The 14,332-nt window shown below is 46.3% G+C and carries 14 protein-coding genes and 1 other RNA gene; 5 read left to right on the forward strand and 10 right to left on the reverse strand.

What is annotated here, in order from left to right; genetic code table 11:
- Window positions 1-92, forward strand: an RNA gene (ffs, locus tag B7X71_RS05920) — signal recognition particle sRNA small type; the annotation flags it as partial.
- A 95-nt stretch (window positions 93-187) separates the two neighbouring features.
- Here the strand turns inward: ffs and B7X71_RS05925 are convergent.
- From B7X71_RS05925 to B7X71_RS05935, 3 genes are all read right to left on the reverse strand, one after another.
- On the reverse strand, window positions 188-499 hold the full coding sequence (locus B7X71_RS05925; RefSeq protein WP_293597669.1) for a BrnA antitoxin family protein: 312 nt from the start codon (window positions 497-499) through the stop codon (window positions 188-190).
- The gene (locus B7X71_RS05930; RefSeq protein ID WP_293597668.1) at window positions 453-758 is read right to left on the reverse strand and encodes a BrnT family toxin; all 306 of its coding nucleotides are present in this window, start codon (window positions 756-758) and stop codon (window positions 453-455) included. Before B7X71_RS05930 ends, B7X71_RS05925 begins: the two co-directional genes overlap by 47 nt.
- A gap of 335 nt (window positions 759-1,093) precedes the next feature.
- Window positions 1,094-1,549, reverse strand: a complete 456-nt coding sequence (locus tag B7X71_RS05935) for a hypothetical protein (protein ID WP_293597667.1) — start codon at window positions 1,547-1,549, stop codon at window positions 1,094-1,096.
- A gap of 302 nt (window positions 1,550-1,851) precedes the next feature.
- On the opposite strand from B7X71_RS05935, the gene B7X71_RS05940 reads away from it, so the two are divergent.
- From B7X71_RS05940 to B7X71_RS05950, 3 genes are read left to right on the forward strand one after another with little or no spacing between them, the layout of a single operon-like run.
- Entirely contained in the window at window positions 1,852-2,343 is a 492-nt protein-coding gene (locus B7X71_RS05940) for a nucleotidyltransferase domain-containing protein (RefSeq protein ID WP_293597666.1), read from the forward strand.
- Entirely contained in the window at window positions 2,336-2,758 is a 423-nt protein-coding gene (locus B7X71_RS05945; protein WP_293597665.1) for a hypothetical protein, read from the forward strand. The genes B7X71_RS05940 and B7X71_RS05945 overlap by 8 nt, the downstream gene beginning before the upstream one ends.
- Before the next feature lie 33 nt (window positions 2,759-2,791).
- Window positions 2,792-3,448 carry a DUF3820 family protein gene (locus tag B7X71_RS05950; protein WP_293597664.1) on the forward strand — a complete coding sequence of 219 codons (657 nt, stop codon included), beginning with the start codon at window positions 2,792-2,794 and terminating at the stop codon, window positions 3,446-3,448.
- Window positions 3,449-3,469: 21 nt separating this feature from the next.
- Here B7X71_RS05950 and B7X71_RS05955 read toward each other — a convergent pair whose 3' ends face one another.
- The 7 genes from B7X71_RS05955 to B7X71_RS05985 all read right to left on the reverse strand — a co-directional run bounded on the left by B7X71_RS05955 (window position 3,470) and on the right by B7X71_RS05985 (window position 14,060).
- The gene (locus tag B7X71_RS05955) at window positions 3,470-4,012 is read right to left on the reverse strand and encodes a TIGR00645 family protein (protein ID WP_293597663.1); all 543 of its coding nucleotides are present in this window, start codon (window positions 4,010-4,012) and stop codon (window positions 3,470-3,472) included.
- Between the two features lie 192 nt (window positions 4,013-4,204).
- Window positions 4,205-4,336, reverse strand: a complete 132-nt coding sequence (locus B7X71_RS05960) for a hypothetical protein (RefSeq protein ID WP_293597662.1) — start codon at window positions 4,334-4,336, stop codon at window positions 4,205-4,207.
- A 183-nt stretch (window positions 4,337-4,519) separates the two neighbouring features.
- The gene (locus B7X71_RS05965; protein ID WP_293597661.1) at window positions 4,520-5,830 is read right to left on the reverse strand and encodes a Y-family DNA polymerase; all 1,311 of its coding nucleotides are present in this window, start codon (window positions 5,828-5,830) and stop codon (window positions 4,520-4,522) included.
- Window positions 5,827-6,303, reverse strand: coding sequence for a translesion error-prone DNA polymerase V autoproteolytic subunit (gene umuD, locus B7X71_RS05970; protein ID WP_293597660.1), 477 nt, complete (start codon window positions 6,301-6,303; stop codon window positions 5,827-5,829). The genes B7X71_RS05965 and umuD overlap by 4 nt, the downstream gene beginning before the upstream one ends.
- A gap of 282 nt (window positions 6,304-6,585) precedes the next feature.
- Window positions 6,586-7,428 (reverse strand): tetratricopeptide repeat protein, encoded by an 843-nt coding sequence (locus B7X71_RS05975; RefSeq protein ID WP_293597659.1) that lies wholly within the window; start codon window positions 7,426-7,428, stop codon window positions 6,586-6,588.
- A 111-nt stretch (window positions 7,429-7,539) separates the two neighbouring features.
- On the reverse strand, window positions 7,540-11,070 hold the full coding sequence (locus B7X71_RS05980) for a UvrD-helicase domain-containing protein (protein WP_293597658.1): 3,531 nt from the start codon (window positions 11,068-11,070) through the stop codon (window positions 7,540-7,542).
- Window positions 11,067-14,060 (reverse strand): PD-(D/E)XK nuclease family protein, encoded by a 2,994-nt coding sequence (locus tag B7X71_RS05985; protein ID WP_293597657.1) that lies wholly within the window; start codon window positions 14,058-14,060, stop codon window positions 11,067-11,069. Before B7X71_RS05985 ends, B7X71_RS05980 begins: the two co-directional genes overlap by 4 nt.
- Window positions 14,061-14,179: 119 nt before the next feature.
- On the opposite strand from B7X71_RS05985, the gene B7X71_RS05990 reads away from it, so the two are divergent.
- Window positions 14,180-14,332, forward strand: a 153-nt coding sequence (locus B7X71_RS05990; RefSeq protein ID WP_293600358.1) for a thioredoxin domain-containing protein, incomplete at its 3' end; no start/stop codon positions are given.

Below are 14,332 nucleotides of genomic sequence, written 5' to 3' on the forward strand. Positions count from 1 at the left end.
CCTCCCCGCATGGCGGTTTGGATAACCTGGTCAGGTCGGGAACGAAGCAGCCAAACCCAATTCTGTCAGTGCCGGGGGTCGGGCTCGTCCACCTTCCCTTTAGATTTTTCTTAAGCAAGTTGCTCAAATGGCAACATTTATTACCTTATTGGCAACATCACAGATTTTTACGAGAAGTACTCGCAATTTAAGGTTGATGGGTTAATAACCAATCCTTTAGGGCCAGATCAATTTTTGTCTGCCACCCTGATCCAGCAGCTTTAAATTGCTCAATGACTTCCGCTGACAAACGAATGGTTGTTAACTTCTTTGGATGCTTGCTGACACTTCCGACGGGTCTGCCACGAAGCTTCTTGGCAAAAGCCTCTCGACCCTCTCTTTCGGAAACGACCTCTCCGTCTATGGACCAAACACCGCGCTTTAAATCCTCGGCCGTTACTTCAGGGGCATCATCAGGGTCGATCCATTCCCTGGCTATATTCTTTGTTTTCACGTTCATTTGCATTCCTCATCGATATGATTCTCTTCCTGGATCCTCGTGGGGTCCACACCACCACTGTCAATCGACCATCTAGAAATCCCAAAGTAATAAATCGAGATTCACCATAGCTTTGACGCAAGTCTGGAGATGTGTGAATGGTTCCACTGAAAATCTCTCCAGCACGAGCAAAATCTAGACCACGTTCTAAAAGAGTTTGAAAGCGCTTTTGCGAATCAAACTCTATCAACTCATTTAATTGTAGTAACAATTTATTCATCATTCAAGTAATTATTTGTAGCTACAAACAATTAAAGAATGCGGAGCACTCTTAGGATGCCCCAAATCATCCAAATGATCAGCAGTACAAGCACTACACGGGAATCCATCACCAATCGAAACAATCGTTGCTGCTTATGTATACATTCAATAGCTTGGTGCATGCTAAATCCCTCGGTAATCAGAAAGATTTAGCGTAGAGGCTTTGAAGATGAAATAACAGGGATGGGAGATGATTTGGGTGTAGGAAATGGATGGGTTAAAGGTCAGAATATGAGCCAGTCTTGTTATGTAATAGTATGAAATAACATAAATACCAATATCAATAGATCTATTTCATGAGTAAGCCATGCCCCTTCTGCACTCTGCCAGCCGAGCGAATAATTGACTCGAATGAATTTGGCGTGACGATTCGGGATGGCTATCCTGTTTCACAAGGACAGACTCCGCTACTTCAGGCTTGCCCTGCGGATCTTTTTTTTGGTTGGTGACCAAGAATTCCTTGGTCTCTAGAGCAACCTTGAGGTATTCGTCGGTAGCGGCTCTAAAGTTATCGGCACCATCCTCTTTGCTAAAGATATAGGTAAGGCTATAAATTAAGTTATCGCCATCTTCGCCATCAACCGTGACGGTATTTACCTCATCGTTATCCACCACCCGTAAGCCTCTACTAAATTCTGGCTTTTCTCCATCTACCCAACTCATATCGAGCCTATCGATATCAAAGCGCAGACTACGAAACAAGTTATTGACCGTAAACCGAGCTCCACCTAGGTATGTGTAATTACGCATAAGACCTCCAAATGAATTGATTAATCTTTATAAGCAAATTATCAAGACTGAGAGGCTCAAATATTGAGCTATGTGCTGCTAATCTAATTAATCTTGTGGAGCGGAAATTAACCTAGGGGTCGGGCTTGTCCACCTGTCCCAATAAATATGATGTGTGTCTGTTGCCTATTTTTATTTGATCTTGCTATTTTTTAGCACAATCATGCTATTATTTAGCAATGTCTTTATCAAGCGCTCTTTTTTCACCCAGCCAAAGCCTAGTTTTAGGCTGGGTCTTTGGCCATCCAGAACGAGAATTTCATTTGAGTGAATTATTGCGCCTGACTAAGTTGAGTAGCGCATCACTGCAGAGAGAGCTAAACCGACTTTCAGAAAGCGGGATTATCAGCTCAACAAAGCTTGGAAACTTAAGAATTTTTAAGGCCAATCAAAGCTCACCTATCTATAAAGAGCTTCATAGCCTTGTAAAAAAGACATTGGGCATTGATCACGAAATCAATGTTGCTTTATTACCATTGCATCAAGACTTACAACACGCATTAATCTACGGTTCAATTGCTAAAAATACCGATACAGCAAGTAGTGATATTGACCTTCTTTTAGTCGGAAAGAATTTGCGTCTTAGTAAAATACTGGATCTACTCACCCCAGTTGAACATAAGTTAGGACGAAAAATTAATCCCACCTGCTACACACCAAAAGAGTTTGAGAATCGTCGCGCAGAGCGAAATTCATTTGTGAATAAAGTGTTGGGACTACCTACCATCTCAGTGTATGGTGCCTTAATTGACTAATCAAAATTTAGATAATTTAGTCAAAATTGGTCAACTTAAATCTGAGCCTTCCGAAGAAATTGAAGTACTTAGGATGCTTGAGATTTCCCATAGACGTTTACTAGACTCCGGGATCGCAGAGGTGTCTATAGAGGGTCGATTTACGTCTGCCTACAATGCCGCTCATGGTGCGGCACTTGCTGCCCTACGCTGGCATGGGTATAGAAGTGAAAATCGGTTCATGGTATTCCAATGTCTCGGTGACACGCTAGGCTGGCCCACTAATAAATGGCGAGTTTTTGATGCAGTTCATCAAAAACGCAATTTGGCTGAGTATGAAGGCTATCTGGAGATTGAAGAGTCAACCATTGACGAGCTACGTGACCTAACGGCATCTTTAATTAAGGATGTTGAGGCACTCATCAAGGCACAATAGCTATCTAACCAAACGTTACCTAAAGAAGCCCTCATGCCCCAAGCCATTATTTTCGATGTAGAAGCAACCGATAAAAACGATGCCGTCATTATTGAGGCCGCCTCTTTAGACGTCACCTCGATCAATCCTCTTGCAGTGGGCAATCCTTGGGTGCAGCGTTATAACCCTGGTAAACCAATTAGCTTGGGTGCTTTAGCAACTCACCACATCATGGATGAGGAATTGGTTAACTGCCCCGCTAGCACTTCATTTAGATTACCCGCTGGTACTAAGTACATCATCGGTCATAGCGTAGATTTTGACTGGGAGGCTATTGGTAAGCCCGAGGTCAAGCGTATTTGCACTCTTGCTCTCGCTCGTAGCCTTTGGCCTGACTTGGATAGCCATACCCAAAGCGCTCTGCTCTATTACTTTGAACGAGCAACTGCTAGAGAGCAATTGCGTGATGCCCATAGTGCATTGGCAGATGTATGGATCTGCTCCAAGATTCTGGGGCAGATCATTGATCGCCTGCACCCCGCTTCTTTAGATGCTTTATGGGAAATGTCTGAGAAAGCCCGCATTCCGACGATCATGCCTTTTGGCAAGCACAAAGGTGAACTGATTAGTCAGGTGCCATCTGACTACAAGCAATGGATGCTCCGCCAGGAGAATGTTTCCGAATACCTTCGTAAGGCCTTGCAGGCTTAAGTTTTATATGTTCTGGTGGCCTTAGTGCTGCTTATGTGATGAAGTCACTAGCTTTTCTGTATAGGCAATCGCTACAGCTGACAACACAAAGGTAATGTGGATTAAGGTTTGCCACATTAAGGTTTTTTCATCATAGGAAGCTGCATTAATGAAAGTCTTCAGCAAATGGATTGATGAGATACCAATGATGGCGGTTGCTAGCTTTACCTTGAGTACACCGGCATTCACATGGGATAGCCATTCTGGTTGATCTGGATGGTTTTCTAATTCCAAACGAGAAACAAAGGTTTCCCATCCACCAACAATGACCATGACCAATAGATTAGAGATCATCACTACGTCGATCAAGCCAAGCACTACCAGCATTAAGGCAGTTTCAGTCATCGACTTATCTGCCATCATGCTAATGAGATGAACCAGCTCTAACCAGAACTGCCAAACGTATACGCCTTGCGCAACAATGAGGCCGATATAGAGCGGCGCCTGCAACCAGCGGGACATAAATATCCAGCGTGGTAGTGGGCGTAGTTTTTTATCTATGTAGGTTTGCTTGTCATCGATCATGTCTGGATTTTATCCACATTTATGACATTTTTATAATCTCATTACACCTATCTTGTGTAGGGTAATTCTGATGACTTTTGCCTTTGCTAGGGAATAAGGAATCCGTGATTTCCTTATTCCCCTTCCAGGCAGCTGCTGCTTGTTCTGTTTTTTATTTAATTCCGTTTTACTTCTGCTTCTACCGCTCTTTTCTTACTGATACTTGCGGCTAAATACTTGTGTATTGCTACGCTCGTTACGCTTGGTGCTTTTCAGTACTGCGCAGTAAGACAAGATCATGATGATTGCGAGTGAGATGCCGTTGAAGTTATTTAATAGTTCCATTTGATTTCTCCTGGTGTGTATCTACGTTAATTAGGTTTTGCTTGTTTTCTACTTCTGTTTTGTTGCTATGTGTTCAGAATATTGGCTTACTGGCTCACGAAATGAGCTAGTAAAATTAGCTGTGTTATTTGTTGTTTTTTATTCATCTTTTTCATCTTTTTTTGCTTGTTCTTTAATAGCTCTTTAGCGCACTACTGGCAGCTCATCCCACTGCGTGGTGTAGTTCGGCGATCTATTGCCTGATCGCATTTGCCAGTCTTGCTTAGTTCCAGATGCGGCGGTTTTGATAGCGGCATTACCAAAACGGGTATTGATCGAGTCCATGGCCTTCATGAGTCCAGCAGACTTGCCTTTGACTTCCATGTCATCAAATAGTGATTGCTGCATGGTGGGTTTATCAGCCAAGAGATTGAGAATGACGCCTGCTTTTTTGTACTTAAAGCCTGTCTTGTAGATTTGCTTTAAACCTTTTAATGCGGCGCTAGTGAGCGTTAAGGTGTTATCACTAGGATCACTCAGAACCACTGTGATGCTTTGGTGATGTTGTGGCTCAAACGGCTTATGTGGGTTGGTTTGCACAAAAATAGTGAGCGCGCCCGTGACTGACTTTTGGCTTCTGAGTTTCTCGGCACCTCTTGCAGCATGGGTGGCGACAGATTCAGCCAACTCTTCCATGGAGGTCACTGGCTTACCAAAACTTCTTGAAGAAATAATCTGTTGTTTAGCTGGAGCCACTTCTTCGAGCTGCAGACAAGATACGCCACGCAACTCGTAGCAAATACGCTCAATCACCACACCAAATTGTTGGCGCATCGCTTGTGGTGATACTTGCACTAGATCAAAGACGCTATTGATCTTAAGCTCTTTGAGTTTCTTGGCAGTCTTACCACCAATACCCCACACCTCACCTACTGCTGTCTCCGCCATCCATTGATAAAGCGCTTCTTTGGACATGGAGCTGATATCACACACGCCAGCAAACTGGGGGTGCTTTTTAGCTAAGTGATTAGCTAACTTAGCGAGCGTCTTGCTGGCACCAATGCCAACACATACAGGCAAGCCTGTTGTGTCTTTAACGTCTTGCTTAATAATTTGACCTAAGCTAGTTGGGTCAGCATATTGCTTGAGCACCGTCTCGATTTGCAGAAAGCTCTCATCAATACTGTAGACCTCGAGATTGGGCGTGAACTTTCTTAAGACTTCGACTACCCTACCGCTCATATCACCATACAAGGTGTAGTTTGATGAATAAGCTTGGATGCCATGCTGCTTAGCCAGATCTTTCATCTGAAACCAGGGTGTACCCATCTTCACGCCCAGCGCTTTGACTTCAGCACTACGCGCTACTGCGCAACCATCGTTATTAGAGAGTACTACCATGGGTACACCCTCTAGCTTGGGTGCAAACACACGCTCGCAAGAGACGTAGAAGTTGTTCACATCCACGAGTGCGAAAAGTTGATTGGTTTGGCCGGCCTGATTAATGGTACTCATATCGATTTACCGTTTCTGCTACTGGCGTGGCTATATCTGCGCACTACTCCAACCACCACACCCCAGATTTGGAGCTGGCTGTTCTCATTAAAAGTAATGGGCTGGTAGTTTGGGTTCTCTGGCTGGAGCTCGGTTTTGCCACGCAACTGATAGAGGCGCTTGATGGTGTACTCGTCATCCACTACAGCAACAACGATGTCTTTATGTTTTGGTTTGAGGGCTTTATCGACCACCACCTTGTCGCCGTCACAAATACCCGCACCCATCATCGAATCACCCTTTACGGTGAACATGAAGGTGGCTGGCTTGTTTTGAACGAGGTAGCTGTTGAGATCCAACCCTTCCTCAGCGTAATCGGCTGCTGGACTCGGAAATCCCGCAGAAATACGGTGACTCAGAAGCTTAAACTCATAGGCGCCATGAGCAGCTAAGGCTTGTGGGGCCTGGCTTAAGGTCGCTTTTGAGGGGGTCATCTGAGTCGTCATAGGTATTAATATACTGTATGTTTATACAGTATATGAAAAAACCTTAAAAATGACGCTCTTTTTGTTGCTTTTGAGCTATTTGCCTAAATATTGAGCAATAAAAAACCACCCGAAGGTGGTTAATACAACTGGGTTAGCTGGCGGATTGCTAGCAAAAGGCAAATGCCAAAATGGCTGGATCATCCAGGAAAGCATTCGAGGTATAGATGCTTGCCCGATAAAACCAGACATGCCCTACTTCGATGATCTCCGCCAAACGGTTCATGACCCTTAAACGTCACTCATGAAGTCGCCACCACCACTGTCATCCCAAGAACTTGCGCCACCATCATCCCAGGAGCTGGCATCACGTACACCAAAGTTAGGATCTAACGATGCTGGACCACCTACTTGGTTCATGTTGGAGTTCGCATTGTGGTCAGCGTTTGAATGGCCACCATCGCGCCCACCCATGAGATTGCTTGCTAATGCTTGACCAGCATACATACCGGCACCTAATGCAGCACCAGTAGCTAAACTACCCATCAAGCCACTGCCCATGCCACCAGCTGGCGCTCCAGGATATCCAGGATTGCCAGGGCCACCGGGACCACCTGGGTAACCAGCTGGGCCACCTGGAGTTCCAGGATAACCGGCGCTTGGAGCGTTATAGACCTGCACCGCTTCAGCCTTACGACGCTTCATCACAATCATGACGCCAATGATCAGGATGGCAATCAAACCCCAGAAGAGCGGATTGCTAAAAATGGATGTCTGACTAGCAGCAGGTGTAACTTGAGTGCTAGCTAATTGCATCTGGAGTTTTTGTACAGACTCAGGTTGAGCAAACGGCAAACCGGGTGCTAAGTTTTGCGCTTTGATGAAATGATTACGCGCTGCTTCTAACTTACCCTCTTTCAGGTAAAGCTCAGAAGCTACGTAGTGCGCTTTAGCGCTATTAGGATGGTTTTGTAGAACCTCTTTCATCATGGCATCGGCTTTAGCCATCTGCCCAGATTGCACCGCTTGATACACCTCGGGCAAAGTTGCCTCGGCAAATGCTGCGTTGCTAGTTAACAGTACCGCTGCTGCGAATACGCCAACAAATAAATTAATTACTTTACGAATTGTCATCAGGACTCCTTGTAGGATATTTCGTGTGAACTTCATTATCCCTAGTTTGGGGATTATTACTATTCCCTACCTATATAGGGTCTTTAGGATGGATTTCAAGGGGCCCTGGGGCTAGATTACTTCCTTGAGATCGCCCTTTGAGGAGATCAAAAAGGCTTTATTTGGTTTATCTTTGCGAATGCGTCCCAACTCAGCCTGGTAACCCTTCAATTGCTTGCGATACTTCTCATACCTCTCATCACCCTCTTCAGGAATGGTGAGCTTGTAATCAAGAATGGCTAGATGGTCCTCAAACTCTACTAGGCGATCCATGCGGTAGCTTCTGCCTTGCTCATCAGCAATATCGATTTCATTCCAAGCTTGAACCCACTGGTTTTCAGTGAGGTACTTTTGGAGCGCTTGTGTATTCATCACAACCTGAACGCGCTCAGTCAGTTTTTTGGCCTGCTCTTGATCGATGTTGAGCCAATCCATCAATTCTTGCTCGCTTGGCATTTCTGTCTTTACCTGCGTACCTGAGTGCACAGTTAAGAACTCTAGCAATTTATGGAAATGCGTTCCTTCTTCCAAAATCTCTGGATCGGGTTGCTCTACCGCTTGCGCCTGCTCTTTTGCTTTTGCAGCAATCGCTAGTGCGCCACTTTCAATATCGGCAATTGTTTCTTGATGAGATTGTTTGGCCGCATCCCATGACAATTGGAAATGATTTATCTGAAATGGCTCACTACCATTGGAATTCACCTTCTCCTGTTCTTGAGGTGGCAGTTCTCCTAACTGGGTAGCGTCCAAGGTCTCCATCCCTGCCGCAAGCGCTCTGCCATACCAAGATTTTTGACTAATGCCGTCCTTGATATGAGATTGGACGCCACTAATCCATAAGCCTTGCTGTGCGCGAGTCATCGCTACGTACAGGACGTTCCAATTTTCATTCTCACTAACTTCATTCTCTTTTGCGTAGATTGCTGCACGCTTCTCTGTCAAAGACTTTGCGGTATACAGAGACAGATGGCTTGGACTCGTCTCATCTGGAGACCAATCAAGTAGTACGCCACGATTGGGTGCTTTCCACTCTGTATGGTTGGCATCGAGCATGATCACAAATGGCGCCTCTAAACCTTTAGCCCCATGAATAGTCATTAAGCGCACGCACTTATGTTGGTCTTCCTCCGACATCTCGCTATCGAGATCCACCTCACCAATGTCGTCGTCAGCCTCAGCCTCTACATCGCCCTCATCCGGGGTCTCGTCATCATCACCCCGACGCATCGCATTAATCTCTTCGATAAAGCGACTCAAGCTCGGATAGCGACCACCATCTTGATTTAAGGCAAGCTCCAAGAAGGCATCTAAATTAGCCAACACCTGCGCACGTGCTAAATTTTGGGAGGCCACTGCATAACTGACTCGTAAATTACTCTCTTGATAAATGAGATCAAGCAAGTCGTGTACGGGCAATACTTCACCTAGACCTCTCCAACGCTCTAAATAGCGTGCTGCCTTTTGTATAGGGGCATCGAAGCTACTCTGTAAGGCATCCCACCAAGATGATTTGGTTTGAGTTTGGCTTTCGCTTTGACTGTAACTGTCGCCCACATGGCTGCTGAGCTCCTGCATTTGCTGCTCGGTAAAGCTAAAGATGGGACTGCGCAACACTTGCGCTAGTGGCAAGTCGTGCCTTGGGGATACCAAGACAGTGAGCAAGGCAATTAAGTCGTCGATCTCTAAAGTATTCAGGAGGCCGCCTAAGCGAGAACTATCGTAAGCCAAGCCTGCTTCGCGCAGTGCTCGCTCAAATTGCGGCAAGTAGGCGCGGCGCTTGACGAGCAATATAAAGTCACTAGCTCTTGCTGGGCGCCAGCACTCTTTGCCATCTTTTTTATCAATTACTTGGCGCGTTGTCAGAACATGATGAATCAAGCGGCTTACTTGTTGACCCTCCCAATAGCGCTGTTGCACTCCGACAGTCAACCCTGAATCCTCAATAGGATTATCTAGAGCGCTACCAGTGCGCTCAGCTTGATCCTGCTCTGTACGCTCAATGAGTGGCAATAACATCGCCTCGCCCTTGGCGGCAAACTCCTTCTCAGCAATACCCTCTAATGGTGCTTTCCAGTCAGTATCTTGCTTGGCAAATACATAGCTCGGTGGAACTGCATCCGTTAAAAAGATATCGTTCACCGCATCATTAATTGCATGCGCATTTCTGCGGGTGGTGTTCTTTTCCAAATACTTCGCCTGCAGAGTCGACTCCAGGAAAGTAGTTGCACTAGTGAACAATCTTGGGTCAGCGCGGCGGAAGCGATAGATCGACTGCTTGGGATCTCCGACAATAAAGACGCTTGGACGAGAGCCGTCTTGTCCATAACCCTCCAGCCAAGAACGCAAAATCTGCCATTGCAGTGGATTGGTGTCCTGAAACTCATCAATCAGAATGTGACTGTACTTCGCATCTAGTCTTGCTTGCAGGTAAGCGGCATTAGCCGGATCGGCCATCAACTGGCTCACGCCAATTTCTAGGTCATCAAAGTCACGTACACGCATCGACTCTTTAGCTTTTTGCATATGACCTAGCATTGCTTCGCTCATCGCAAACCAAGCGGCATTGACCGCATAAGCATCTTGATCATTTTTCCAGGAGAACCATGCCTCATATGCATCAACCCAAGCATTACGAATGGAGGTGATCTGCAACGGGTCGCCACCAGTCGCAGCCAGATAATCCCGCATAGGTACCGACATCGTCGCAATATCTTTTAGTGGTGTCAGAGTCTTGGTTAAGAAGTAGCTTTGCCATTGATCCGCAATCTCCATCACGGAGCCACCTGCCGCATGAAGTGCAATGACTCTCTGAATAAATGGCGCACTTTTCTTTTGACCAGGGGTGCCATTACTAAAGCACTCAAGCATCACTTGTAAATCTTCTTTAGTGCCAGGGCGTCGCCAAAATTCTTCTAGCGGGTTTGGCAACGATAAATTGGGTAAGCATTGTGCTAAAGCGTCGACTGGACTAATGCCCTTAGCTTTACAAGAAGCCAAGAAGAATGTCCAAGCACCTCTTTGCTTAAAGAGGCTGTAATTACCCATCAAGAACTTGTCAGTCTCAAAAGCGCCAAACTCTTTGAGTAAAACGTCATAGTGTTTTTTCAGATCAGCAGGTAAATCGCCCCACCAATCTTGCATGCACTCTTCTTGTAGGCGCTTGGCATCTTCACGGAGATTAAATCCAGGCTGGACTTCTGCGGAGATTGGCGCCGCTCCGAGAAGTCTACCGAACCACCCATGGAAGGTATCAATCACAATCGATTGGGGGCTCATTAATACCTTCAGATACAGCGCCCTTGCTTGCGGTAGCAACTTCTTCGCTTCCGCATCGTTCAATCCTCTCATTGTGAGCTCATGAATGAGTTGCTCATCAGTCATTTGAGAAAACTGTTCCAGCAAGCCGTATAGGCGGTCGCGCATTTCTTGGGCGGCTTTACGGGTAAAGGTCAGCGCCAAGATCTCTTGAGGTTTAGCGCCAGCGAGCAATAGGCGCACCAGGCGTGCGACCAAGAGCCAAGTCTTGCCGCTGCCCGCACAAGCGGAAACAATCACTGAGTTATGCGGGTTGCAGGCTACGGCGTAATCAAACTTATCGCTCACCACATCCCCTTTCTGCAAATGCCCCTGGCTTCGCAATACTGGCAAACGCTATCCGGTGCAAACGCTTTCATAGGTTTGCGTGCCCATAAGACTTCTAAATCCTCATTGAGTTGTTCTGAAAATTGCCCCATCATCTCTGGCATTTGTTCAACTGGATGAGCCCTCACAATCTTGTCATCGGCTTTCTTAAGATCTGCTTTTAATGACACCCATTCAGCTTGCTCGATGGTGCGGCCAGGAAGATGTGCTGCAACGGCATTCTCATTGACGGCGCGGGCGTAGATTAGCAATTGAGGATCATCCAAGAGATGATCTGCCCGCTTCTTGATTTTGGCGATACCTTGGTTCTTGTAATCAATGACTGCTGCGGCAGTGGAATTACTGACGTTCACGTCAAAGCGGTCAGCCCGTCCCGCAATCTCAATTTCTCTTTGCACGCCATCGGGATCAGTCAGCATCACCATAAATCCAACTGGCAACTCTGCATCGTGATACTGCCAACCTTCAGCCTCGCGCTTGAGTTGCCAATCTACAAAGCTAGGAATCTGCTTTTGCCAATCACGCAAAGTACCGGTGACTCTGGCATCACCCTTAATCAAGCGCTCAAACTCTTTTTCTGAATGCTTGATGAGATGCTCTTGCATCCACTCACGACGAGCATCCTCACCTTCATGAATCCTTGAATGGGTTTTTTGCTCTTCTGTTTTTAATGCTTGGAAGAAGTTCTTTGACAAGGCGTGCAAAACCTGCCCTGCCAATGAAGCATCAAAGCCTTCTTCGAATTCTTTTGCCTTACGTAAACCCAAGATACTTCGGACGTAGTAACGATAAGGACAATCTCTTAATGCTTTGTAAGCACTAGGAGACATACTAATCGGCAATGCAATCTCAGGGTTAACGGTTGTGACCGCTTCTTGCAATGGGTCAGATTGGTTTGAATGCGTATCGGGCTTCGCCTCCAATATTGGCCAATCTGGCAATTGCGTGCGTAAGCGACTAATCCAGGCTGATGGCCTGAGAGGTTCGCCGCTTTTGCTTTTACTCTGCCAAAGCAAATCGACTTGCGGACAAGAAATCAGTAATTGCGAGAGATCTCTAGCCTGCTGAATATATTGCGCTGTAACGGTTGAGGCTTTTAATAAGCGATTGAGCGTATCCGAGAAAAATAATGGTGGCTCAGAAAACGCTGGCAACTGTTGCTCATCGCAACCCACCAAGACAACGGCATCAAACTCTCGCAAACGTGTTGAGCTTAGCGGCAAGATACTTAAAGTTGCTTGCGCTTGCTGACCCACCTCTTGATAGGAGGCCTCCTCAATTACCGTCTTGAGTAAGCTCAGCCACTCTGGCAAACGCATAGCGACCTGCCGATAGACACCCGCACCTAAATCAAAAGTCTTGAGCACTTCAAGTAATTGCTTACCAGCGGAGTCTTTTTCAAGTTGCTGCGCCATGCCCATCTCTTGCAGATTAGCTTGCAGGAGTACATAAGCATTTTCACAATCGAGTTTGAGCTCCAACCACTGCGCATGATGTCGTTGCAATAAAGTGAGCAACTCCAAGAGTGATTCATGGGGCACACTGCCACGCGATGATGAATAGGCATTGGCTCGTTCAATCGCAATTCGAAAGGTTTCCCAACCTGACTTTGCTTGGCTTGCAATCAGAATATCTTCAAGCTGAGCAATGAGGCTGACACAAGCCTCCGATGGCTTTTGTAAGGTATGGGCAATATCAAAAAAGGGATTTTGTAAAAACTCCAGCAAGGCACTTGCACTCGGTCCCTCTTTAGGCGAGCGAATTAACTCCAACCAACTATTGAGCGATGCTGCGGCGCGGGTAGTTGAAAGCTTCCAACCGGTCTCGTCACGAATACGCAGATTTGGTCCAAAGCGTGACAGCAATGCGCGCGCCCTTCTTGCAGCTAAACGATCTTGTGCAACGAAAGCGATGTTGGTCTTGCCTGCAATTAAATGCGCCTCAATCGATTTGGCTGCTGCCCAAGCCAATTCTTCAAATCGTCTAGCCGCCAATAACTTCCATCCATCATGGAAGCTTGCTTGAATGTTGTGATCCACCAGGATCTGCTGTTCGCTATCTACTGGTTTGAGCTGCCCTTCGGCATCTTGCCCAGTTAGCGCCTCAGACCACAGCGCCACTAAATGCCAATCCATTCCAATATTCACTACAGGTGCAAATTGTGAATACTCATTTAAATACCGAGACATCATCTCTTGATCAATCGGCTTGGGATCAGCAGTCTCCACCCAAATCAAAGGTCTTGCCACAGCTTGATTGGTATTTGCAGCCTGAAGATGGGCAGCCAATGCGAAATGCTTACGCATGACAGGATCACCAGGACTACTGAGGAAACGCCAGAAGGCCAATAAAACAGTGGATTCTTGATCAACGACCTTACGAGATAAGCCAACATAGGCTTTAGCGATCGCTTGATCCAACAGTGTTTCTACTTGTTTTACCCACAACTCTGAATCGAGGGTTTGGTTTTGTACTAAGGCATTGATTTCGCTTTGCATCAGTGGCACAACTGCCTCTGACAAGGAATCGCATGCATCGATCACTGCCTGCGCCAAACCCCAAGCCCCCGCTTCACTCTCGGCCTTAAACCAGCTTTGCAATATTTTGTGTTTACGCAGGTTGATATAAACAGATAACCAACGCTCTAGATCTGTTTGCTTTTTGGGGAATTTCCATGCGCCTGGTGCTGCCTCTAGCCAGTCGTTAAAACTCATGACTTGCGGTAGGAAAGCAATCTGATTTGGCAGATCTTGAGGTCGATGCTTTTCTAGGGCAGTCCTCACCCCCATTAATGGGCCTGCAGTACTCAGAACCACCAAGGGGCGCTGGTTCGTTTGCACCGCACAACTCCAAATACCCTCGGCGAGTGACTTCAGAGCGCTGGCATTGGGCGCTATTGCCCAAGCATGTGGCTGCTTTAGATCATTCAGGATTGGAAATGGGTGCGGCATTGAGGGTGGTTCTGGGGCTGGTTTTTTAGTATTTAGGCAGAAAGTGTGGCTTATTGCTAATATAAGCGTTGTAGCGCGATAACTATATAAAACTAAATAAGACTAATTAAGGAATTTTCATGAGTGCCGGCATCAAATATGTAACTGACGCTTCTTTCGAGCAAGACGTTCTAAAGTCCGATAAACCTGTTCTCCTCGACTTCTGGGCTGAGTGGTGTGGTCCTTGCAAGATGATCGGTCCTATCCTTGAAGAGCTGGCTGGTGAATACGGC

This window comes from Polynucleobacter sp. 39-46-10 (assembly GCF_002282275.1).

Excerpts from the sequence above, each read along its gene's own strand:
- B7X71_RS05930 (WP_293597668.1), bottom strand. The coding sequence starts at position 758 with ATGAATAAATTGTTACTACAATTAAATGAGTTGATAGAGTTTGATTCG.
- B7X71_RS05955 (WP_293597663.1), bottom strand. The coding sequence starts at position 4,012 with ATGATCGATGACAAGCAAACCTACATAGATAAAAAACTACGCCCACTA.
- B7X71_RS05925 (WP_293597669.1), bottom strand. The coding sequence starts at position 499 with ATGAACGTGAAAACAAAGAATATAGCCAGGGAATGGATCGACCCTGAT.
- B7X71_RS05985 (WP_293597657.1), bottom strand. The coding sequence starts at position 14,060 with ATGCCGCACCCATTTCCAATCCTGAATGATCTAAAGCAGCCACATGCT.
- B7X71_RS05965 (WP_293597661.1), bottom strand. The coding sequence starts at position 5,830 with ATGAGTACCATTAATCAGGCCGGCCAAACCAATCAACTTTTCGCACTC.
- umuD (WP_293597660.1), bottom strand. The coding sequence starts at position 6,303 with ATGACCCCCTCAAAAGCGACCTTAAGCCAGGCCCCACAAGCCTTAGCT.
- B7X71_RS05975 (WP_293597659.1), bottom strand. The coding sequence starts at position 7,428 with ATGACAATTCGTAAAGTAATTAATTTATTTGTTGGCGTATTCGCAGCA.
- B7X71_RS05960 (WP_293597662.1), bottom strand. The coding sequence starts at position 4,336 with ATGGAACTATTAAATAACTTCAACGGCATCTCACTCGCAATCATCATG.
- B7X71_RS05950 (WP_293597664.1), top strand. The coding sequence starts at position 2,792 with ATGCCCCAAGCCATTATTTTCGATGTAGAAGCAACCGATAAAAACGAT.
- B7X71_RS05935 (WP_293597667.1), bottom strand. The coding sequence starts at position 1,549 with ATGCGTAATTACACATACCTAGGTGGAGCTCGGTTTACGGTCAATAAC.